The 20544-nt window shown below is 57.3% G+C and carries 20 protein-coding genes; 12 read left to right on the forward strand and 8 right to left on the reverse strand.

Annotated features, from left to right (window positions below; translation table 11 throughout):
- Window positions 1-32 precede the first annotated feature (32 nt).
- Window positions 33-1424 (forward strand): NAD-dependent dihydropyrimidine dehydrogenase subunit PreA, encoded by a 1392-nt coding sequence (gene preA, locus KQ661_RS11005; RefSeq protein WP_216680665.1) that lies wholly within the window; start codon window positions 33-35, stop codon window positions 1422-1424.
- 157 nt (window positions 1425-1581) lie between these two features.
- A complete protein-coding gene (locus tag KQ661_RS11010) occupies window positions 1582-1890 on the forward strand; it encodes a hypothetical protein (protein WP_216680666.1) in 309 nt (102 codons plus the stop codon).
- A 97-nt stretch (window positions 1891-1987) separates the two neighbouring features.
- Here KQ661_RS11010 and KQ661_RS22145 read toward each other — a convergent pair whose 3' ends face one another.
- From KQ661_RS22145 to KQ661_RS11025, 3 genes are all read right to left on the reverse strand, one after another.
- The gene (locus KQ661_RS22145) at window positions 1988-2494 is read right to left on the reverse strand and encodes a formyltetrahydrofolate deformylase (RefSeq protein ID WP_317196096.1); all 507 of its coding nucleotides are present in this window, start codon (window positions 2492-2494) and stop codon (window positions 1988-1990) included.
- A 374-nt stretch (window positions 2495-2868) separates the two neighbouring features.
- Window positions 2869-3096: a hypothetical protein gene (locus KQ661_RS11020; protein ID WP_216686425.1), complete on the reverse strand. Its 228-nt coding sequence runs from the start codon at window positions 3094-3096 to the stop codon at window positions 2869-2871.
- Window positions 3097-3117: 21 nt separating this feature from the next.
- The gene (locus KQ661_RS11025) at window positions 3118-4230 is read right to left on the reverse strand and encodes an IS4 family transposase (RefSeq protein ID WP_216686426.1); all 1113 of its coding nucleotides are present in this window, start codon (window positions 4228-4230) and stop codon (window positions 3118-3120) included.
- 372 nt (window positions 4231-4602) lie between these two features.
- Here KQ661_RS11025 and KQ661_RS11030 point away from each other — a divergent pair, with 372 nt between their 5' ends.
- The 3 genes from KQ661_RS11030 (at window position 4603) to KQ661_RS11040 (ending at window position 8196) form a co-directional block, all read left to right on the forward strand.
- A complete protein-coding gene (locus KQ661_RS11030; protein ID WP_216686427.1) occupies window positions 4603-5010 on the forward strand; it encodes a hypothetical protein in 408 nt (135 codons plus the stop codon).
- Window positions 5011-5439: 429 nt separating this feature from the next.
- Window positions 5440-6474, forward strand: coding sequence for a carboxypeptidase-like regulatory domain-containing protein (locus tag KQ661_RS11035; protein WP_216686428.1), 1035 nt, complete (start codon window positions 5440-5442; stop codon window positions 6472-6474).
- 21 nt (window positions 6475-6495) lie between these two features.
- Window positions 6496-8196: a TonB-dependent receptor plug domain-containing protein gene (locus tag KQ661_RS11040; protein WP_216686429.1), complete on the forward strand. Its 1701-nt coding sequence runs from the start codon at window positions 6496-6498 to the stop codon at window positions 8194-8196.
- Between the two features lie 86 nt (window positions 8197-8282).
- On the opposite strand, the gene KQ661_RS11045 is transcribed toward KQ661_RS11040, so the two are convergent.
- On the reverse strand, window positions 8283-9437 hold the full coding sequence (locus KQ661_RS11045) for an XdhC family protein (protein ID WP_216686430.1): 1155 nt from the start codon (window positions 9435-9437) through the stop codon (window positions 8283-8285).
- 568 nt (window positions 9438-10005) lie between these two features.
- Between KQ661_RS11045 and KQ661_RS11050 the strand changes: the two genes are divergently transcribed.
- The 4 genes from KQ661_RS11050 to KQ661_RS11065 all read left to right on the forward strand — a co-directional run bounded on the left by KQ661_RS11050 (window position 10006) and on the right by KQ661_RS11065 (window position 11926).
- Window positions 10006-10497: a transposase family protein gene (locus KQ661_RS11050; protein WP_216686431.1), complete on the forward strand. Its 492-nt coding sequence runs from the start codon at window positions 10006-10008 to the stop codon at window positions 10495-10497.
- 41 nt (window positions 10498-10538) lie between these two features.
- Entirely contained in the window at window positions 10539-10904 is a 366-nt protein-coding gene (locus KQ661_RS11055; protein ID WP_317196152.1) for a transposase family protein, read from the forward strand.
- Window positions 10905-11028: 124 nt separating this feature from the next.
- Entirely contained in the window at window positions 11029-11625 is a 597-nt protein-coding gene (locus KQ661_RS11060; protein ID WP_216686432.1) for a transposase family protein, read from the forward strand.
- Window positions 11507-11926 carry a transposase family protein gene (locus tag KQ661_RS11065; RefSeq protein WP_216680677.1) on the forward strand — a complete coding sequence of 140 codons (420 nt, stop codon included), beginning with the start codon at window positions 11507-11509 and terminating at the stop codon, window positions 11924-11926. Before KQ661_RS11060 ends, KQ661_RS11065 begins: the two co-directional genes overlap by 119 nt.
- A gap of 263 nt (window positions 11927-12189) precedes the next feature.
- On the opposite strand, the gene KQ661_RS11070 is transcribed toward KQ661_RS11065, so the two are convergent.
- From KQ661_RS11070 to KQ661_RS11080, 3 genes are all read right to left on the reverse strand, one after another.
- Complete coding sequence (locus tag KQ661_RS11070) at window positions 12190-13644, reverse strand: TolC family protein (protein ID WP_216686433.1); 1455 nt, start codon at window positions 13642-13644, stop codon at window positions 12190-12192.
- Between the two features lie 169 nt (window positions 13645-13813).
- Window positions 13814-17002: an efflux RND transporter permease subunit gene (locus tag KQ661_RS11075; RefSeq protein WP_216680673.1), complete on the reverse strand. Its 3189-nt coding sequence runs from the start codon at window positions 17000-17002 to the stop codon at window positions 13814-13816.
- Window positions 17003-17082: 80 nt separating this feature from the next.
- A complete protein-coding gene (locus KQ661_RS11080) occupies window positions 17083-18168 on the reverse strand; it encodes an efflux RND transporter periplasmic adaptor subunit (protein WP_216680674.1) in 1086 nt (361 codons plus the stop codon).
- 530 nt (window positions 18169-18698) lie between these two features.
- Here KQ661_RS11080 and KQ661_RS11085 point away from each other — a divergent pair.
- Entirely contained in the window at window positions 18699-18941 is a 243-nt protein-coding gene (locus tag KQ661_RS11085) for a hypothetical protein (protein ID WP_226915524.1), read from the forward strand.
- On the opposite strand, the gene KQ661_RS11090 is transcribed toward KQ661_RS11085, so the two are convergent.
- Window positions 18938-19768 carry an IS5 family transposase gene (locus KQ661_RS11090; RefSeq protein WP_216678791.1) on the reverse strand — a complete coding sequence of 277 codons (831 nt, stop codon included), beginning with the start codon at window positions 19766-19768 and terminating at the stop codon, window positions 18938-18940. The genes KQ661_RS11085 and KQ661_RS11090 overlap by 4 nt on opposite strands.
- A gap of 77 nt (window positions 19769-19845) precedes the next feature.
- Here KQ661_RS11090 and KQ661_RS11095 point away from each other — a divergent pair, with 77 nt between their 5' ends.
- Window positions 19846-20166: a type II toxin-antitoxin system PemK/MazF family toxin gene (locus KQ661_RS11095; RefSeq protein WP_216680675.1), complete on the forward strand. Its 321-nt coding sequence runs from the start codon at window positions 19846-19848 to the stop codon at window positions 20164-20166.
- A gap of 11 nt (window positions 20167-20177) precedes the next feature.
- Entirely contained in the window at window positions 20178-20483 is a 306-nt protein-coding gene (locus KQ661_RS11100; RefSeq protein ID WP_216680676.1) for a helix-turn-helix domain-containing protein, read from the forward strand.
- The last annotated feature ends 61 nt before the right edge of the window (window positions 20484-20544 follow it).

A 20544-nucleotide genomic window follows, 5' to 3' on the forward strand; every position in this document is an offset into this window, starting at 1 on the left:
TCGGCATGACGTTCTATTAGCCTATTCAATCCATGCCTGACCTCTCCATAAACTTCGCCGGCATTAAATCGCCGAATCCTTTCTGGCTGGCTTCGGCCCCGCCTACCAATTCCGGCTACCAAATCATGAAGGCGTTTGATGCCGGCTGGGGCGGTGCGGTTTGGAAAACGCTGGGTGTGCCCGTCGTGAACGTTTCGAGCCGCTACGGCGGGCTGAACTACCGCGACAAGCGCCTCATCGGCTTCAATAACATCGAGCTGATTTCGGACCGGCCGCTTTCGCACAACCTGCGCGAGATTGAGGAAGTGAAAAAGCGCTTCCCCAACCACGCCGTCATCGCCTCGCTCATGGTGCAGACGCGGCAGGAGTGGCACGACATCGTGCGCCAGAGCCAGGACGCGGGCGCCGACGGCTTCGAGCTGAACTTTGGCTGCCCGCACGGCATGTGCGAGCGCGGCATGGGCTCGGCAGTAGGGCAGGAGCCCAAGATTCTGCAGATGATTGTGGAGTGGGTGATGGAAGTGGCCACTAAGCCCGTCATCGTGAAGCTCACCCCAAATATCTCCGACATCACTGAGCCGGCCATGGCCGCCCGGCGCGGCGGGGCCGATGCCATTTCGCTCATCAACACCATTCAAAGCATTGTGGGCGTTGACCTTGACCAGTTTGCTCCGTACCCGATTGTGGACGGCAAGGGCAGCAACGGCGGCTACTGCGGCCCGGCCGTGAAGCCCATTGCCCTGAACATGGTGAAAAACTGCGCCCAGCACCCCGATATCAAGCTGCCCATTTCGGGCATTGGCGGCATCGAAACCTGGCGCGATGCGGTAGAGCATATTCTGCTGGGCGCCAGCAGCGTGCAGGTATGCACGGCGGCCATGCACTACGGCTTCGGCATCATTCGGGAAATGACCTCGGGGCTGGAGCAGTACATGGTGGAGAAGGGCTTCAATACCATTTACGATATGGTGGGCAAGGCCCTGCCTAACGTGCTGCACTGGGAAGACCTGAACATGAAGTACAAGGTGACGGCCAACATCAACGAGGATAAGTGCATTGGCTGCCAGCTGTGCTACACGGCCTGCGAAGACGGTGCCCATCAGGCTATTAAGCTCAATGCGGGTACCCGCGTACCCGAAATCATCGAGGAAAACTGCGTGGGCTGCAACCTGTGCTCGCTGGTGTGCCCCGTTGAGCAGTGCATTACCATGGAGCGCACCGACGATGGCACCCAGCACCTCACCTGGAAGGAGCGCACCGCCGCCGGCACCGCGCCCACCGTGTTTGAGGACGAAAAGGCCGGCGGCCGCCACCACTGGGTGCCCGAGCCCAGCGCCGCCCTGGGTAAGGAGCGCCACAAAACGCTGCCTGGCAAAGCCCGCCTGTATTCGGGCGAAACGGTATTGCCAGCGGAAGCTGAGTAAGCAATTGTACAGCATGTTAGCAGCCGTCAATTAACTAATTGACGGCTGTTTGCGTTATTAATAAGCAGGCTCGACGGCTGTCAGCATGGCCTGCATTTTGCATATACGTTTTTATCGTTTAACCGTCAATCGCCGTGCTTCGGCACGTATCTATACCATGAAAGCTAAATCCATCATTTTCGCACTCAGTATAAGTTTGCTCATGTTGGGTGGCTGCGTGGCTTCGGTTGGTACCGGCTACGATTATTATCCTTCCGGCCCGGCCTACTACGGCTATGGCCGCCCGTACTACGCTCCCCGTCCGGTGGTGGTGCGGCCGGTGTATCGCCAGCCTTACTACCGGTCGGGCCGGGGCAGCTACCATTACGATGGTGGCCGCCGGGGCGGCAGCTACGGCGGCGGTAACCGGGGTGGTGGCAATGGCGGCGGTAACCATGGCGGCGGTGGCCGTAGCCGGGGCGAATAACGCTGCGTCAGGCATTCGGAATAAAGAAACCGGGCTGCTCACGAAAGTGGGCAGCCCGGTTTGGTGTAGTACCTGCGCTGTGGGCCGGCTACCGGTTTCAGTCGAAAATCACGGTTTTGTTGCCGTGCACAAATACCTGTTCGTCGAATACCATTCTGAGGGAGCGGGCCAGCACGATTTTCTCCACGTCGCGGCCGGCCTGGGCCATTTCGTGGGCGCTCTGGGTGTGGTCGATGGGAATGACGTTCTGGGCGATGATGGGGCTTTGGTCGAACTGCTCGTTGACGAAATGGGCGGTGGCCCCGATAATTTTCATGCCCCGGGCGTAGGCCTGCGCATAGGGGCTGGCCCCCACAAAGGCCGGCAGAAAGGAGTGGTGAATGTTGATAAGCCGGTTGGAGTAGTGCGGCATAAAATTGGAAGTCAGGGTACGCATATACTTGGCCAGCAATACGAAATCGGGCTGGTATTGGGCCAGTACGGCCAGTACTTCGGCCTCGTGCGCTTCGCGGGAGCGGTCGGCGTGGGGCAGGTAGTGGAAGGGGATATTGAACTTGCGGGTGAGGTCGCCGAGTACCTCGTAGTTGCTGATAACGGCCAGCACGCGGGCATTCAGCTAGCACAATGTTTTTGGGCTGGTTGGTGGTGAGGCGGATTACGGCCGAAGACGGGAGCGCCGCGCGCAAATCGGCCTGGAGTGCCTCCGGGTCGAACGCGCCGGCTACCTCGGTACGCATGAAAAGTGGTTGCCGTCGCGCTCCACAAATTCGCCGTTGCGGATAATGTTGAGGCCGTGCTTGAACGGCACGCCTGTGACGTTATAAACAGGCCCGGCTTGTCGGGGCAATGAATGAGTAGCAGATGCGCCATGCTGGAAAGCATGAATAGTCGGTTGGGCTGGCAAAAAGCCAGGCTGTAAAAGTAGAGCGCTGGCTATTGGATAATTGCGCTTTTATTTGTCGCTGAATTCTACCCAGATTACTCCGTGTCTGCACTACTACTGTCCGGCGGCTGCCGGCCCTGCTGCTCAGTGCCTGCCTGCTTATTCCGGTCCTCGGCCGGGCGCAGGGCTACGCCGAGGGCATTGGCCTGAGCTATGAGGTACTGCCCCTGAAGCTGGCCAGCGGCAATGGAGACACGTTCCGGGGCGATGTTTTCCGGGTCAGCCTCATTGTGCCCGTGGCCGTGGCGGCCGATACGTCGCACGCGGCATTGGCCGGCCTTACTCTACCCTACTATTTTTAGTAATTGATTTTTAGCAAGTTGCCTCGTAATCCAGTTCAGTAGCGTTTCAACCAAGCGGGCCAATGGGTCCTCGGGCAGGGTCAGCGGGCGGGCGAGTTGGCGGAGCAGATTGAGGCCGTGGCGGCTCAGGCTGGCGGCCCGGTAGCCGTGGTTTTTGCGGGCAATGGGCTGGCGGCCGCCGTGGGCGGCCGCGCCCACGCCCAGACAAAACGCGTAGGCCAGGCTGACCAGGGCCACGAGCTTGCGCAGCTTTTGGAAACAGCGCAAGTGGGTGGCTTCCAGGTTAAAGCCCCGCCCTTTCAGATTTTGAAAGCATTGCTCAATCGTCCAGCGCTTGGCATAGAGTTGCGCGAGGTGGTTCAGGCCGGCCGTGGCAAACAGGAAGACAAACGCGTCCGCCGCCACGGCCTTGACCCAGGCCTGTCCCCAGACCCCGTCGACCTGCACGTGGGCGAAGCGGCGCACCTGCCCCGGCACCAGGCCCAGGTCGGCCACGGCCTGCCGGCGGCCGTCGGCGTGGGTCAGGCAGTGGTGCTTGGGCACGCGCATGACAAAATTAAGCCCATTGTCTTTGAGCCACTTGAACCACGCATGGCCGACAAATTCCCGGTCGCCCACGACCAGGCCGATGCGGTCTTTGCCCAGCAAGGCCAGGCACTTTTCGAGCACCGCGATGCGGTCGGCGGCGTTGGAGTTGCCGCTGCGGTTGTCGAGCAGGTGCCAATAAAGGGGCACGTGGACCTCGCCCGTGCCGACGGTGACGAGCAGGATGTTCACCTGGCACTGGCCGAAGTCCCACTCCGTGCGGTCGAGGCATAAGCGCAGCTTGCCCTGCGCAGGCAACAAACTCAGTAAAAGCCTGGCCAACAGTACGTAATTGAGGTCTACTTCGCGGAAAAAGTCCTGAATGCGCGTTTCGTTCGAGGCGGGCTTGGCCGCGTCATTGAGGTGCTGGGCCACCTCGCCGAATTGCACGTTGCGGCTCTTTATCAGGCCAAGAATGAACTGGCCCACAAACTTTTGGCGGGACAAGTGGCCCACAAACGGGGCCTGTTGCAAAAGCGTCGTAATTTTAGCAGCGAAGTGTTGCTTCACGGGGCAGAACGGTTTTTTGGTGGTGTCGTAACCCCAAAGGTCGGGCTGCCCCGTTTTTGTACCTGAAAAATAGTAGGGTAGAGTAGGCCGGCCTCAATCTCGAAACATTGCGTTTTAGTGGTAAAAAGCCTGGTTTTGAGGTGTATAATGTGTACGGCATCACGCCGGTGCTGGGTTGCCGGCAGCGCCTTTCGCCCCGCACCTAGCTCACGGCCCTGGTGCTGCCCGCCCTCAACTCCAACCTGCGCGAGGTGCGCGGGGCCGACGTGACCTGGGGCGGCGTGGTGCGCGCCGCCTACCGCGCCAATGCCCGCCGGGCCTATCGCCTCACGGTGGGTGGGCTACCGGCAGTAGTTCTTTGGGCCGCAGTACGTGCTGCTGCTGGGTCTCGACTGGCGGCTGGGGCAGCGCTGGCGGCTTTTTGGCGACTTGCCCACCTCCTTCACGGCCAGCTATGCCGCCACGCCCCGCGTCAATATGGGCTTCAACCTGATTGGCATCAACACGGCCTACCGGCTGGTGAACAACGACCAGTACTTCCAGTACCAGCAGGGGCATTACGGGCTGTTTGCCGAAGCGTATTTGAGTACCCATTGGGCGCTGCGGGCCACTGCCGCCTATGCGGCAACGCGGCGGCTGGAGGTGTATGCCAAAGATGACCAATGGCCCGCTACCCTCGACTACATCGGGCTCGGCCAGGCCCCAACCCCGCTCAGCCCGCGCCTGGAAAAAGGAACGACGTTGCGTCTGACGCTGAGCTATCGGGTTTCGGCCCAGTAGCTTAGTCTGTCCTGACGAGATTTCGAGTGAGTAGTTGAGGGTGATAAATCGCGGATACAAATTGCATTATAGCAAGTGATGCACTTGCTGATGTTTAGCGTTTTAATGTGATTTGCTAGCTATTTGAATTCTATATCATGGGATTAGTTATAAATGCTCAAATGACGAATTTGCAAAATTTTACAGCTGCGGGTGGTTTAATAGTTGTTTTTAAAGGCGATTGTAAGTGATTTTACTTATAACTATTCAAATTCGTTATGGATATCGAAAAAGGTTAGTCATCGTTTTGATGCTGTTTAACTGCCAATAACCATACTTTGGCGAAAATAGAAAGGGCATGCTGCGGGGCAGGCATAATTTTGTTTTTTCTAATAAACAGTATTAATAAACAGAATGAGTAAGATATACGCTGCATTATTGGTGACCGCCTTGGCACCTGCTACTGCACTGGCTCGGCCCACTCCCGGGCCATTACCACATCACCCCAATACCAATACCAAAGCTGCCAAAGTACGCCGGATGCCTGAGCCGGTGGAAGGCCACATTGGCGGGGCGATAACTACGAACGCCGGCGAGCCGCTGCCCGGCGCTACCGTGTTTATCAAAGGAACGTACATTGGCACGAGCACCAATCAGGATGGGCATTTCGACCTGACCCGCTCGTTTGCCAACGGGCCGGTGGAACTGGTGGTAGCCTACGTGGGCTACGAAACGCAGACGATATTGCTGCAAAAGCCCGAAGACCAGATAAATGTGGCCATGGTGCCGAGTGCTACCATGCTGAGCGAAACGGTGGTTTCGGCCTCGCGGGTCGAGGAAAATATCATGCGGGCCCCGGTAACCATCGACAAGGTTTCGGCCAAGCAGGTAGAGCGCATCAGTACGCCGGAGGTGCTCTCGGGCCTGGGCAACTTGGCGGGTATCGATGTGAGCTCGGCCTCGATGCTGTTTACCAGCATCAGCACGCGCGGCTTCAATACGGCCAAATCGGAGCGCGTGATTCAGCTGGTGGATTACATGGATACGGCCCTGCCGTCGCTCAACCTGAGCCCCGGCAACCTGGTGGGCATCCCGGAGCTGGACATGGAAAGCATTGAGATTGTGCACGGTCCGGCGTCGGCTCTGTACGGTTCGAACGCGCTGAGCGGCGTGGTGCTCTTCAATTCGAAAGACCCGTTTGTGTACGAGGGCCTGAGCCTGCGCCTGCGGGGCGGCCAGCGCAACCTACTGGATGGGCAGGTACGCTATGCCAAGAAGCTGAGCGAAAAGCTGGCCTTCAAAATAAACGGCAGCGTGTTTCAGGCCAACGACTGGATTGCCAACAACTACGAGGCCAATAATACGTCGCTTAACCCCGCGAATTCGCCCCTGGGCTATGATGCCGTGAACCGCTACGGTGAACTCAGCAATCTCTACACGCCCTACCAGAACCAGCCGGCGGTCGGCTACATCGTGAATCCGTAGCTGTACGGCAAAACTGTGTACATGCCCGGCTTCACGGAGCAGGAGCTGATTGCGGGCGACCAGAAAACGAAGTCGTACCGGGTGCAGGGCGCGGTGTCGTACCTCTTCAACAGCGACCTGAAGCTGACCGTGGAAGCCAAGCGCGGCGAAGGAACTGCCACTTACCAAAACCTGAGTCGATTTCGCGTGAAGGGCTTGGGTACGAACCAGTACCGGGCCGAGCTGAAGAGCTCGAAGGGCTTTATTCGCCTGTACTCGACCCAGGATTTTACCGGCAGCAGCTACGAGCTGACCCAGCTTAGCGCCCGGATGCTGACGCTGCCCACCGCCGAAGGCAGCTCGCTGAACTACGCGCAGCAGTATTTTGGCACCTACAACCAGGTGTACACGCAGGCCCGCACTGCCCTGGGCAAAAGCCCGGCCGAAGCCCTGGCCATTGCCAAAACGGCCGCCGATGCCACCCAGCTCAAGAGCACCGACCCGCGCTACACGGTGCTGCGCGACCAGGTGGTGAATGATAAACGCCCCGGCTACGGGGCCCAGCAAAATTTCAACTCGTACCTGAATGATGCCAGCGCCCAGCACAACTTCGTGCTCGGCCACAACACCGGCCTGATTGTGGGCGGGGCCTACCGCCAGTACCGGCTGGGCTCCGATGGCTTGCTCTTTGCCGATACCAATGGGGAGCGCATTCTGAACCACGAGTTTGGCGGCTACGCCCAGCTCACCCAAACGCTGCTCGACGACCGCCTGAAGCTGGCCTTCGCGGGCCGGGTCGATGCTTTCAAGAATTTCGACCCTTCGTTTTCGCCCCGCGTGGCCGCCGTGTACTCGGTGGGCGAGCGCAAGCAGCATAACTTCCGGGCCAGCTACGGGCAGGCCTTCCGCAGCCCCTCGCAAACCGACCAGTACCTATTGTCGGACCAACGCTCGTTCATTCTGCTGGGCAACGTGGGCAATGGCTTTCAGGGCTACGGCTTCGCCAATGCCCAGGGGCAGTCGTACACGCCGGGCGTGACGCCGCTGGCCGGCTTCCAGGTATCGTTCGACAAGCTGCGCCTGGAGCGCGTGAACACGGTGGAAGTGGGCTACAAGGGCGCAATTCTGCCGAATGTGTACGTTGATGCCAGCTATTTCAACAGCCGCTACAACGAATTTATCGGCGGCACGGCATTCGTGGGCAACGTGGACGGCACCCGCCCCACCGAGCAGCAGGTGAATGCCGGCCTGCAGTCGGGTTTCACCGATTCCAAGGCCTCGTCGGCCCGTATCATTTTCGCTTCCTACAACTTCGCCCAGGAGGTACGGACGCAGGGGGCCACCTTCGCCCTGACCTACTACCTGAACCGTGGCCTGAACCTGACCGGCAACTACTCGCTGAATGTGCTGGACCGCAGCAACCTGCCCAATGGTTTCCGCACGTTCTTCAACACGCCGAAACACAAGTTCAACGTGGGAGCCAACGGTACCGTGCTGAAAAACCTGACCTACTCGGTGAACTACCGCTGGATTGAAGGCCACTACCAGGAAATGCCCTTCGCCGCCGGCCAGGTGCATACTTACCGCACCGCCGATGCCTACCTGGGCTACACCCTGCCCAAAATTGCCACCACGCTGCAACTCGGCGGCTCGAACCTATTCGACGACGCGAACATCCAGATTATCGGCGGCCCGCAAATTGGCCGGCTGGTGTACGTGGGCTTGCTGTTCAACGTGAAGTAAGCACCTCAATCGGAGCCGAAATCAGAAAGGCCCGCGTCCATCGACGCGGGCCTTTTTAGTGGAATAGGCGATGCTGGTAATCGAGGTTAACCAGCCGCACCGGCCGCCGAGGCCATCAGCGGTACCAGCGGGGCATGCACCGTACCGACCCGCTCGCGCAGCGGCCGGCCGTTGCGCTGGTGGCGTTGGGCCTGAATTTCGGCCACGATGGCCAGGGCTATTTCTTCGGGCGTTTCGCTGCCCAAATCGAGGCCGATGGGGCTGTGCAGGCGGTTTTGCAGCAAATCGGCGGTTTCAGCTGCAGGCAATTCCATCTCTTCCAGCAGCCGGCCGGCTTTGGCGCGGGGCCCCAGCAGGCCGATGTAGGGCGCGGCCGTGGGCAGCAGGGTTTGCAGCGCGGCCAAATCGTAGGCGTAGTTGTGGCTGAGCAGAACGTGGTAAGCGCCCGCATCGGGCACCTGCGTTTCCAGCTCGCGCACGGGCACAATGCGAACCTCCGCCGCCTCCGGGAAACGGGCGGCCGTGGCCAGATTGGGGCGGCCATCCACCACCGTTATGTGCCAGCCGAGCGAGGCAGCCAGGTGAACCAGCGGCTGAGCGTCGTTGCCCGCGCCGTACACTACGAGGCGCAGCGGCGGCACCAGCACTTCCAGCAGCGCCCGCACCGGGCCGGCATCGGTTTCAATATCAAGTACCTGCGAAAGGCCCTGCGCCAGCGTGGCGCGGGCGGCCCCGGCCAGCGGGCCGGCCAGCATAGGGCTGCCGCGCAGCGCGCCGGCCGCCGAAAGCAGCACCCGCTGCCCCACCGCCGCCTTCAGGCCCGAAGTATCAGTTTCGAACACCGTGGCCAGCACCGCCGGCTCGGGGTGCTGGGCGAACCCGCGCAGCAGTTCCACGGGGTTGTCGGGCGCAGTAAAATCCAGCGGCTCCAGCAGGATGCGGACCACGCCCTGGCAGCCGGGGCCGAGGCCATGGCGCGGGTCGTCCTCGTCGCGGGTATCGTAGGTGACCAGCGCGGGCTGGCCCCGGAAAATGGCCTGACGGGCCCGCTGGCGGGCATCGCCCTCCAGGCAGCCGCCGCTGATGGCCCCGGTCAGCTCGCCGTCTTCGGTGACGAGCATGCGGGCGCCGGGGCGGCGGTAGGCCGAGCCCAGCACCTCGACCACCGTGGCCAGGGCGCAGGGGCGGGCCTCGGCGCGGTGGCGGTCGTAGGCGAGGAGCAGGCGTTGCAGTTCGGTCATGGGGCAGGCGTTGGCTGACGGAAATACGCCCGGGAGTGGGGCGGGGTTATGATAACCCGGTATCGGTGGGGTGGTTTTGTGGCGGCCTTCAGCGGCACCGGGTTTTTAAGCTGTCAGACGAGATGTTCGGCTACAGTTGGATAAATTGCCGCACCAACCATCGGGCGACCACGGAGACGGACCAGCATGAGGAGCTATCTGTCAATCCCACTAGGTCCTACCGTTCCAAAAGCCCGCTCCGGGTAACCGGGAAAGTCACCGATTGGCAGGGACACGCCCCCGAACAACTCAACGCCATGAAGGAGCACCTTGAGCGACTGAAGCAACTTGGGATTGAGGCGATTGAGTATTAACGAAGTTCGCGCAGCAGAAAATCAGTAGATTACCGCTAATAATTCGCTCTTAATACACATATTCTCATGGTAGGGGCGACTGTTTATCAATTAGTGCAAAAAATTTAAAATACACACAAATGTTTAGCAAGCAAATTGCCACTGCACTTATAGTAGACTTGTTGCGAAGTGAGTGAAGTGCGGAATTTTCGACAAACTGTACTTAAATTTAGAACATGAACTTTTCCGTAAAAAACCTCACTACTTCGCGTAAATGGCGTGCTGCCACGGGACTCACGGCGGAGCGTTTTGCGCAGCTTTTGGCGCATTTTAAGCAGGCGTATTTTCGGTTAAATGGAACAGATATGATTGAACGTGGGGCTTTTGCGCCGTATGAAGTAGTCCTTAAAACAGAAGAAGAATTACTGCTTTTCACCCTATTCAGCTTCAAAGCAAACTTGACGTATGATTTGTTGGGATTGGTCAGTGGGATGGACGGTTCCAACGCGAAACGCAACCAGGAATTAGGCATTACGGTGCTCCAAGAAGCGCTGGAGCAAACCGGGCATGCGCCAAAGCGGGAATTTGCGACAGTGGCCGAATTTGAAGCCTATTTTCAGGAACACGAGACGTTATTGGTCGATGGAACAGAGCAACGCAAGCAACGACCAGGAAATAAAGAGATGCAAAAAGACTACTATAGCGGTAAAAAAAAATACACGCCGTAAAAGAGATAGTTATTTCAACGACCATTCGCTGGATTGGTTTTATCAGCCGTTGTTACGGCGGAAGACACCACGACTACAGTGTGCTAAAAAGCATTTTACCAGTTGATAAAGAGTGGTTTAAAAAGTTCAAGGTGCGGTTGGACCTGGGGTTTTTGGGCTTCGCGAAAGACTACGTTTGCCGGAAAGTTTTTATTCCTATCAAAAAGCCGAAAGGGAAAGAACTCACCGATGAACAACGAGAAATAAATACAAAACAAGCAAGTGAACGAATTACCGTAGAGCATAGCATTGGCGGATTGAAACGTTATCGAATTTTGGAAGACCGATTACGTTTGCATAATTTGAACCTGTACAATGACGTGCTGGGAGTGTGTGCGGGCTTGTGGAATTTCAGCTTAAATCTGTGATTAATAGCTCGCAACAAGTCTAGTATTATTATCGGCTAATTTGGCGTATTGTCAGAATATATTAGACTTGTTGCGAAGTGAGTGAAGTGCGGAATTTTCGACAAACTGTACTTAAATTTAGAACATGAACTTTTCCGTAAAAAACCTCACTACTTCGCGTAAATGGCGTGCTGCCACGGGACTCACGGCGGAGCGTTTTGCGCAGCTTTTGGCGCATTTTAAGCAGGCGTATTTTCGGTTGAATGGAACAGATATGATTGAACGTGGGGCTTTTGCGCCGTATGAAGTAGTCCTTAAAACAGAAGAAGAATTACTGCTTTTCACCCTATTCAGCTTCAAAGGAAACTTGACGTATGATTTGTTGGGATTGGTCAGTGGGATGGACGGTTCCAACGCGAAACGCAACCAGGAATTAGGCATTACGATGCTCCAAGAAGCGCTGGAGCAAACCGGGCATGCGCCAAAGCGGGAATTTACGACAGTGGCCGAATTTGAAGCCTATTTTCAGGAACACGAGACGTTATTGGTCGATGGAACGGAGCAACGCAAGCAACGACCAGGAAATAAAGAGATGCAAAAAGACTACTATAGCGGTAAAAAAAATGCACGCCGTAAAAGAGATAGTTATTTCAACGACCATTCGCTGGATTGGTTTTATCAGCCGTTGTTACGGCGGAAGACACCACGACTACAGTGTGCTAAAAAGCATTTTACCAGTTGATAAAGAGTGGTTTAAAAAGTTCAAGGTGCGGTTGGACCTGGGGTTTTTGGGCTTCGCGAAAGACTACGTTTGCCGGAAAGTTTTTATTCCTATCAAAAAGCCGAAAGGGAAAGAACTCACCGATGAACAACGAGAAATAAATACAAAACAAGCAAGTGAACGAATTACCGTAGAGCATAGCATTGGCGGATTGAAACGTTATCGAATTTTGGAAGACCGATTACGTTTGCATAATTTGAACCTGTACAATGACGTGCTGGGAGTGTGTGCGGGCTTGTGGAATTTCAGCTTAAATCTTTGATTAATAGCTCGCAACAAGTCTATTAACAAACTGCCAACTTAACGAGTACATAGATAACCTAGATGGTTATGAGAAGCTGTATGGACAAGCCGGTGAAGCATTCTGTTTAATATTTAAGAAGAATGTAGGCTTACCTTTCTAGTAGAGGAATTGAATATAAAGCGCATTCGCAAGCCCCAAAAACTGAAAACGCCCCGCAACGAATTCGTTGCGGGGCGTTTCTCTATGCGGCAATAGCTGCTTTAGCTACTTGCGGGGCCTGATTACTTCCAGCCGCCGCCCAGGGCGCGGTACACGTTCACCGAGGCGTTGAGCTGCTGCATGCGGGTTTCGATGAGGTCGAACTTCGATTCCAGGGCTTCGCGCTGGGTGAAGAGAACTTCTGTGTAGTCGGCGCGGGCGTAGCGGAAGAGGCTGTTGGAAATTTCCACCGACTGGTTGAGGGCTGCTACTTCCTTGGCTTTCGCGTCGTAGCTCTGGGCCAGGTTGCTGATGCCAGATACCTGGTTCGATACTTCGACGTAGGCGTTTAGCACGGTCTTTTCGTAGCGGTACACGGCCTGCGTTTGCAGGGCGTTGGCGTTGTAGTAGAACGCCTTAATGCCGTTACGATTAAACAGCGGGCCGGCCAGGTCGGCACCCAGCGCGTAGAGCAACGACTGGGGCGAGGATACCAGCAGGCCAGGCGTGAAGGCCGCCAGGCCGACGCCGCCCGTGATGCCCAGCGAGGGGTAGAAGTTGGCGCGGGCCACCTGCACATCGATTTTAGCGGCCGTGAGCTGCTGCTCGGCCTGCCGGATATCGGGGCGGTTGGCCAGCAGCTGCGCGGGCGAGCCGGCCTGGATGGTCGCCGGCAGCCGGTCGTTGAACGACTGCGCGTTGCGTGCCACCGGTTGCGGGTAGCGGCCGGCCAGGTAGTTCAGCCGGTTCTCGGTTTCGACGATGCTTTGCTGAAGCTTGAACTGCAGGGCTTTGGTGTGCTGCACCTGGGCCTCGAAGCGTTTCACGGCCAGCTCGGTGGTGCGGGCCGATTCTTTCTGGAACTTCACCAGCTCCAGCGCATTGCTCTGGATGCCAATATTTTGCTGCACGATGGCCAGCTGATTGTCGTAGGCAAGTAACTCATAATACGAGTTAGCGATTTCGGCAATCAGGTTGGTCACCATGAAGTTTTTGCCCTCCACAGTGGCCAGGTAGCGGATGGCCGCGGCCTTCCTGGCGTTGCGCAGCTTGTGCCAGATATCGACCTCCCAGGTGGCAAACGCGCCCAACTGGAAGTTGGTGAGCGGGTCGGGCGTGCGGCGGCCTTCCTTGATGTCGATTTTCTCCTCAGTCGCGCCTTGCAGCGTGTATTTGCCCACTTTCTCCACATCGGCCCGGGCCCCGAGTCGCACGAAAGGTAAATACTCGCCCTGGCGGGCGCGGATTTCGTTTTTGGCAATCTCGATTTCCTGGAGCGTGATGTTCAGCTCCTGGTTGTTTTGCAGGGCGGTGCCAATCAGCGCCTGCAGGTTGGGGTCGGTGAAAAACTGCTTCCACTGCACGCTGGCCGTGTTGGCGCTGTCGAGGGAAGCGGCCGAGGTGGCGGTGGCAGTCGAATAGCTGGCCGGCACGTTGCGGCTTTCGTTCTTCACCACTAGCTCGGGCGTTTTGCAGGCCCCCACGGCGAGGGCCAGGCTGGCCGCGCCGAGGCATTGATAAATTCGTTTTTTAAGCATACTAGTGCGGTAAGCTTTAGCTTGCCGTGTTATTGCAAAGGGTTGGCATTATGCTATGTAGGGGCGGGGCTTGCCCCCGCCCGGACGTTCGCGCAGTTTCAACGATTCCGTTCAACGACCGGGCGGGGACAAGCCCCGCCCCTACATCGTTCAATCGGCACCGATGCCACTAGGCGTAAGGCTCCATTTCCTCGAGCTTCACGCGGGGCTCTACACCTTCGAGGATGGGCGACTCGTTTTCGTCGCGAATCAGCTTGCTGTCGCCAGCCAGCGTGCCGAAGAAGTAGTACAGGCCGGGGATGATTATTACCCCGAACACCGTGCCGAACAGCATGCCGCCGAGCGCCGAGCTACCGATGGTGCGGTTGCCGATGGCCCCCGCGCCAGTGGCCACCACCAGCGGAATCAGGCCGGCGATGAAGGCGAACGAAGTCATCAGAATCGGGCGGAATCGCACTTTGGCTCCTTCAATGGCCGCGTCGCGGACGGACATGCCTTCCTCGTGCTTCAGGGCCGCGAATTCCACGATAAGTACCGCGTTTTTACCCAGCAGACCTACCAGCATGACCAGGCCCACCTGGGCGTAGATATCGTTGGCCAGGCCAAACATTTTGATGAACAGGAACGACCCGAACACCCCGGCCACCAGCGAGAAAATAACGGCCAGCGGCAGCAGGAAGCTTTCGTACTGCGCGGCCAGCACCAGGTACACAAACACCAGCACGACCAGGAAAATAACGGTCGATTCGTTGCCACGGCCCACTTCGTCTTTCGACAGGCCGCCCCAGTCGATGTCGTAGCCGTGGGGCAGGCCCTTGGCCACTTCCTGCACGGCTTTGAGGGCTTCGCCCGAGCTGTAGCCGGCAGCAGCGCCGCCCCGGATGGAGGCCGTGGTGTACATGTTGTAGCGGTTGATTTCGTTGGCCCCCTGCGACTTCACGATTTTCATGAAGGCCGAGAATGGCACCATTTCGCCCTTGTCGTTTTTGGCCCACATGTTCAGGATGTCCTCCGGCAGCCGCCGGTATTCGGGCGAAGCCTGCACGTATACCTTAAAGAAGCGCTGGTACTTGATGAAGCCCAACTCGTAGGTCGAGCCCACCATGATGCTCAGTGTATTCATGGCGTTGCCGATGCTCACGCCTTTCTGCATGGCCAGCTCGTTGTCGATTTTCAGCTCGTACTGCGGGTATTCAGCCGAGAAGAAGGTGAACAGGCCGGCCAGCTCCTTGCGCTTTTTCAGCTGAACCATGAACTCATTGTTCACTTTTTCCAGCGCCTTGTAGTCGCCCGAGTTAGTTTTATCCAGCAATTGCAGCTGGAAACCGCCCGCCGCGCCGTAGCCTGGCACTGCCGGCGGCTCGAAGAATTCGATGGTTGCGCCGGGAATTTGCTTGGCCTTTTTCTCCAGGTTTTCCACGATTTCGGCAATTGATTCTTTGCGTTCCGACCACGGCTTCAAGTCGAGTAGCAGCGTACCGGCGTTCGAGCCCCGGCCTTCGGTCAGTACTTCGTAGCCGGCCAGCGAGGAGATGTTAGCCACGCCGGGAATGTCCTTGGCCAAGTCGGCCAGGCGCCGCGATACGGCGTTGGTTTGCTCCAGTGTGGTGCCGGGCGGCGTCTGCACAATGGCGTAAATCAGGCCCTGGTCTTCGCTCGGAATAAAGCCGGCCGGCAGCTTCGCCGCAATGGCCCAGATGCCAAGGCCGAAGGCAATCAGCATCCCGAAGGTGATGAGCCGGTTGGCCACAATGCGCGACAGCAGGCCGGTGTAGGCATTGGTCAGCTTCTCAAAGCCCCGGTTGAACCAGTCGAAGAAGCGCTGCAAGGGCGTTTGCTTCTTGGGCTGGCCGTGGTGGTTTTTCAGAATCATGGCGCAGAGCACCGGCGTCAGCGTCAGGGCCACGATGCCCGAAATCACAATGGCCGTGGCCATGGTAATGGAGAACTGGCGGTAGAAAATGCCCACCGGGCCGCTCATGAACGACACTGGGATGAACACGGCCGTCATCATGATGGTGATGCCGATAATGGCTCCGCTGATTTCGCCAACTACCTGCTTGACTGCATTGTAAGGCGATAGATGGTCTTTTTCCATCTTGGCGTGCACGGCCTCAATCACCACAATGGCGTTATCGACCACGATACCGATGGAAAGCACCAGCGCAAACAGCGTAATCATGTTGATGGTGAGGCCAAACGCTTGCATGGCCATGAACGAGCCCACCAGCGACACCGGCACGGCTAGCGCCGGAATCAGCGTGGAGCGCCAGTCGCCGAGGAACAGGAACACCACCAGGGCCACCAGAATAAAGGCGTCGCGCAGGGTGTGAATCACGTTCTCAATCGAGGCGTCGAGGAAGTTCGACACGTCGTAGGTGATTTTGTAGTCCATGCCCGGCGGGAAGGTCTTTTTCAACTCTTCCAGCTTGCCTTTCACCTCTTTAATTACATCCGAAGCGTTCGAGCCGTAGGTCTGCTTCAGCACGATGGCCGCCGACGGGTACTGGTTCAGGTTGGAGTAGATGTCGTAGAATTCCGAGCCCAGCTCCACGTTGGCCACGTCTTTCAGGTGCAGGCTTTCCCCGTTGGGGTTGGCCTTGAGAATCACGTTTTTATACTCGTCTATTTCGTTGAAGCGGCCCTTGTAGCTGAGCACGTATTCCAGCGACTGCGCCTGCCCGCCATCGGAGCGGCCAATCCGGCCCGGCGAGCCAATTACGGATTGTTCATCCAGCGCCTTCATCACGTCATCGACGGAGATGTTGTAGGCCCGCATCCGGTCGGGCTTCAGCCAGATACGCATGGCGTACTGCCGGCTACCCAGAATGCTGGCCCGGCCGATGCCGCCCAGGCGCTGCAGCTCGGGTATCATGTTCACGCCGGCGTAGTTGAACAGGTACTTCATGTCCGTGTTCTTGTCTTTTGAGTACAAGTTCACGTACATCAGCATGTTAGGCACCACGCGGTTCACAATCACGCCCTCGCGCTGCACCAGTATCGGCAGGCGGTTGAGCACCTGCGCGATGCGGGTGTTCACGTTCACCACGGCCTGGTCGGGGTCGGTGCCCAGGTTGAAGACAATCTGAATGTTGGCCTCGCCGGCGCTCACGGCGTCGGAAGTCATGTACTTCATGCCCGGCACGCCGTTTACGGCCTGCTCCAGCGGAATCAGTACCGATTCAGTTAGCACCTTGGCGCTGGCCCCGGGGTAGGCCGCGCTCACCATCACGAGCGGCGGCGAAATCTCTGGAAACTGCGACGTGGGCAATTTCATAATAGCCAGCCCGCCCATCAGCAGGATGACAATTGAAATAACAATGGCAAATACTGGCCTACGAATGAATTTACTAAACATATTCTGCTGGCTGGTTTGATAGTAGGAAAAGGCGTCGCCTGCTCCGGTCCGACCGCCCTAGGCGGTCCGACCGGCGGACGTTACTCGCTGTACACCTTCAAATGCGAGATGACCGTCTGCGGGGCTTTGAAGTCGTAGCGTATTTTATCGCCGTCTTTCACCTTCCGCAGGCCTTCCAGCAGAATGCGGTCGGTGGCGGTGATGCCGGATTTGATAACATACAGGTCGGGCATTTCGGAAGCGATGCCCACTTCGCGTTGGTGCACCACGTTGTTTTTATCAACCACGAAAACGTACTTTTTCTCCAGAACCTCGAAGGTGGCTTTCTGCGGGATAATCAGCGCCCCTTTCAGCGGCACGGTCATGAGCACGCTGCCGGTTTCGCCGTTGCGCAGCAGGCCATCGGGGTTGGGGAAGGTGGCGCGGAAGGCGATGTTGCCGGTTTCGTTATTGAAATCAGCCTCGATGGTTTGCACGATGCCGGTTTGGTCAAATACCTCGTTGTTGGCCATCCGCAGCTTCACATGCGCCGCCTTGTCGCTGGCTTTGGCGTGCTCCTTGTAAGCCAGGTATTCGGCTTCGGGCACGTTATAGTACACCCACATTTTGCTGTTGTCGGAGAGCGTGGTCAGCAAATCACCCTCATCCACGAGGCTGCCCAGGCGGCCTTGGAAGTGGTCCATGATACCGCTGAACGGCGCTTTCACGGTCGTGAATTGCAGGTGCGTCTGGGCCAGCGATACGTCGGCGTTGGCCTTGTCGTACTTGGCCTGTGCCAGGGCCAGCTCGCTGCTGGATACGATGTTCTTGTCGGCCAGCTTCTTGGTGTTCTGGTATTCCATTTGCACGTAGTGCGCCTCGGCCTGCGACTTTTTCAGCTCGGCCTGGTATATCGTGGGCTTAATCTGAAACATGGTTTGGCCCTGCGAAACGTGCTGGCCTTCGTCCACAAAAATCTTCTCCAGGTAGCCTTTCTCCAGGGCCCGCAGCTCGATGCGCTGGTAGGAATGCACCTGGGCCACGTACTCCTTGGTAATGGTGGTGTCCTTCTGCAAGGGGCTGGTAGCGACCAGTTTAATCTGCTCTTCTACTTCCTTCTTCTCTTCCTTGCAGCTGGTGGTGTAGAACAAAACGCCGCAGCTCAGCAGCATGATTACTCTTTTCATAAGAACCTTGGGTAACGTGACAGGCGGGTGGTATTGCATAGGGAATGGTAATTCAGGTAGTCGCACCGGGCAGTTGGCTAAGTTCGCGATACCTTGGGAAAGCCGGCTGGCCGGTAATGAATCAGACCGGGAAGCTGCACCGTGGCCCACTGGCACGGGGAGATTGGCAAATCATCTCACAAAAGCCATCGGGGAGGGAGATGCCTGATTGGGTGTATACATACTGCACGGAAGGCTTCGCTCAAACAGCAAAACGCCCTTGGCCACCGGCAAATCTGCATGCTCCAAACCAAGCCGAAAGCGCACATCACAGGGTGGGAGGGGCGAAGCTGCGCAGCTTGTATCGTGGGAAGACAGTACAAACTTCCCCCCGCCGGCATGAAGCGGAAATGAAGGTGTCCCGGAGTGCTATTAATTTTTGCGCCTGCATCTGCCGCGTCCAGAGGGTCTTTTGGGCCTGGAGGTGGGGCAGGTTGGTGACGAAAGTGAAACCTTTCCTGTTACCTTTAATTCATCCAGCCCGCATAGCCATGACGATAAGTAAGCAAGCAATTATCGACCGCACCATCAAAGCCATCAACCTGCTTCCCGCCGACAAGGCCGAAGAAATATCCGACTTCGCTGACTTCGTGAGCAAGCGCTACGAAGAGCAGCTACTGGCGAAAGGAATTCAGCAACTAGCCGCCGAGAGCAAGGCGTTCAATTTCCTGAACGCCGAGGAAGACCTGTACACCGAAGCCGATTTGAAAGAAGTGTACAATGAAGCTGTTTAGAAAGTCGGCTTTTGGTTGATTTTTCGCAAAAAGATGACGACAAAGGCGAGCCAGTGCCAGGCCAGCCAATTGCCGACGCTGGTTTCGTAGCGCACGAGCAACGTTTTAAAGCCGTCGAGCCAAGCGTTGGCGTGTTCGACCACGACGCGGCGGCGGTAGAGTTCGGGGTCGAAAAAGGTGTCGTCGTCGGTCTGCCAGTCGGCGGCGCGGCGGTTGCGGGGAATGTTGGCCTCGATGTCGCGCCGGGCGCATTCCTGACGAAAGCCTTGGGTGTCAAAGGCTTTGTCGGCGTTCAGAAACAGCCCGGCGACGGGAATATTGGCCGCTTCGAGCGAGGCGCAGATTTCCCCGAACAAGGCGTTGAGCTGGTGGGTGTCGTGGTGGTTGCCCGCCTGCGGGCTGGCGCAGGCCAGCGGCTGTCCCCGGTTATCGGCCAAGAAGAGGGCTGTGGTGGTACGGGCTTTCTTGCGGCCCTGATAGCCGACGGCCTCCCCGCCGTTCTTGGCGGGCGTGTGGCTGCCGTCGAGTTGGACGCTGGAACAGTCCAGATGGGCCCCGTTTTCGCGCAACAAGCGGAGCCATACCCCTTGCCAGGACCCGTCCTTGCGCCACGCATTAAAGCGGGCGTACACGCCCTGCCAGGTCAGCGATGCGCCCGTAAAAAACTGTTTAACAGGCAATAATCGCCATTGACAGCCGCTTTTGAGTTTGTAGAGAATGGCTTCCACCAACTCGGCCGGCTCCACGACCGAGGGGCGGCCATGGGCGGAGAAGGTGAGCGCGGGCAGAATCCATTGGCGAATCATATCTTTGGACAGGACTTCCATTAAAATGCGAAAAAAGGAGTGTTACACCTCAAATTTCGCGCTTTTTTGGGAGTCCTTTGACTTTCTAAACAGCTTCAATGACTAAAGGCGACGTTGTACTCATCACCTTTCCGTTTACTGATTTGAGCGGCAGCAAGCTGCGGCCGGCCGTGATACTGGCCAGCACAAGTCTGGACCTCACCGTTTGCTTTATCACTACGCAGCTTGGCTGGCAGGAAGCTACCGACGTGTTGCTGACGCCCAGCAAAAGCAGCGGCATTCGGAAACCTTCGCTCATCCGAACCAGCAAAATTGCAACCTTGGATAAAGCACTCGCGAAAGGGCTGCTAGGACGGCTTTCAACCACTGAAACAAGTGATTTGAATAGCCGACTTAAGTTGCTATTGCAACTGCCATAACCCAAAGCATTATGCCGACGATTTCCAGCATGCTGGTCGACCTCGACGATTTCATCGACAGCCAATATGGTGCCCGTGGCACCGCCGCCCGCGAAACCTTCGAACGCGGCTACGAAGCCTTTAAGCTAGGCGCAATGCTTCAGGAAATGCGCAAGGAAAACAACATGACGCAGGAGCAACTGGCCGCCAAGTGCGGCACGACGAAGACGTACATCTCCCGCATCGAAAACAACACCAGCGACATTCGCCTCTCCACGCTCATGCGGATTGTGTGGGAGGGGTTTGGTAAGCGTTTAACGCTGACGGTGGACTATTAATGATTTTGTATGTATTTTGAAATTATATCTGTCTTCAAAAGATGGGCCTATGTTGCTTTGG

This window comes from Hymenobacter siberiensis (assembly GCF_018967845.1).
GTDB classification, from domain to species: Bacteria; Bacteroidota; Bacteroidia; order Cytophagales; family Hymenobacteraceae; genus Hymenobacter; species Hymenobacter siberiensis.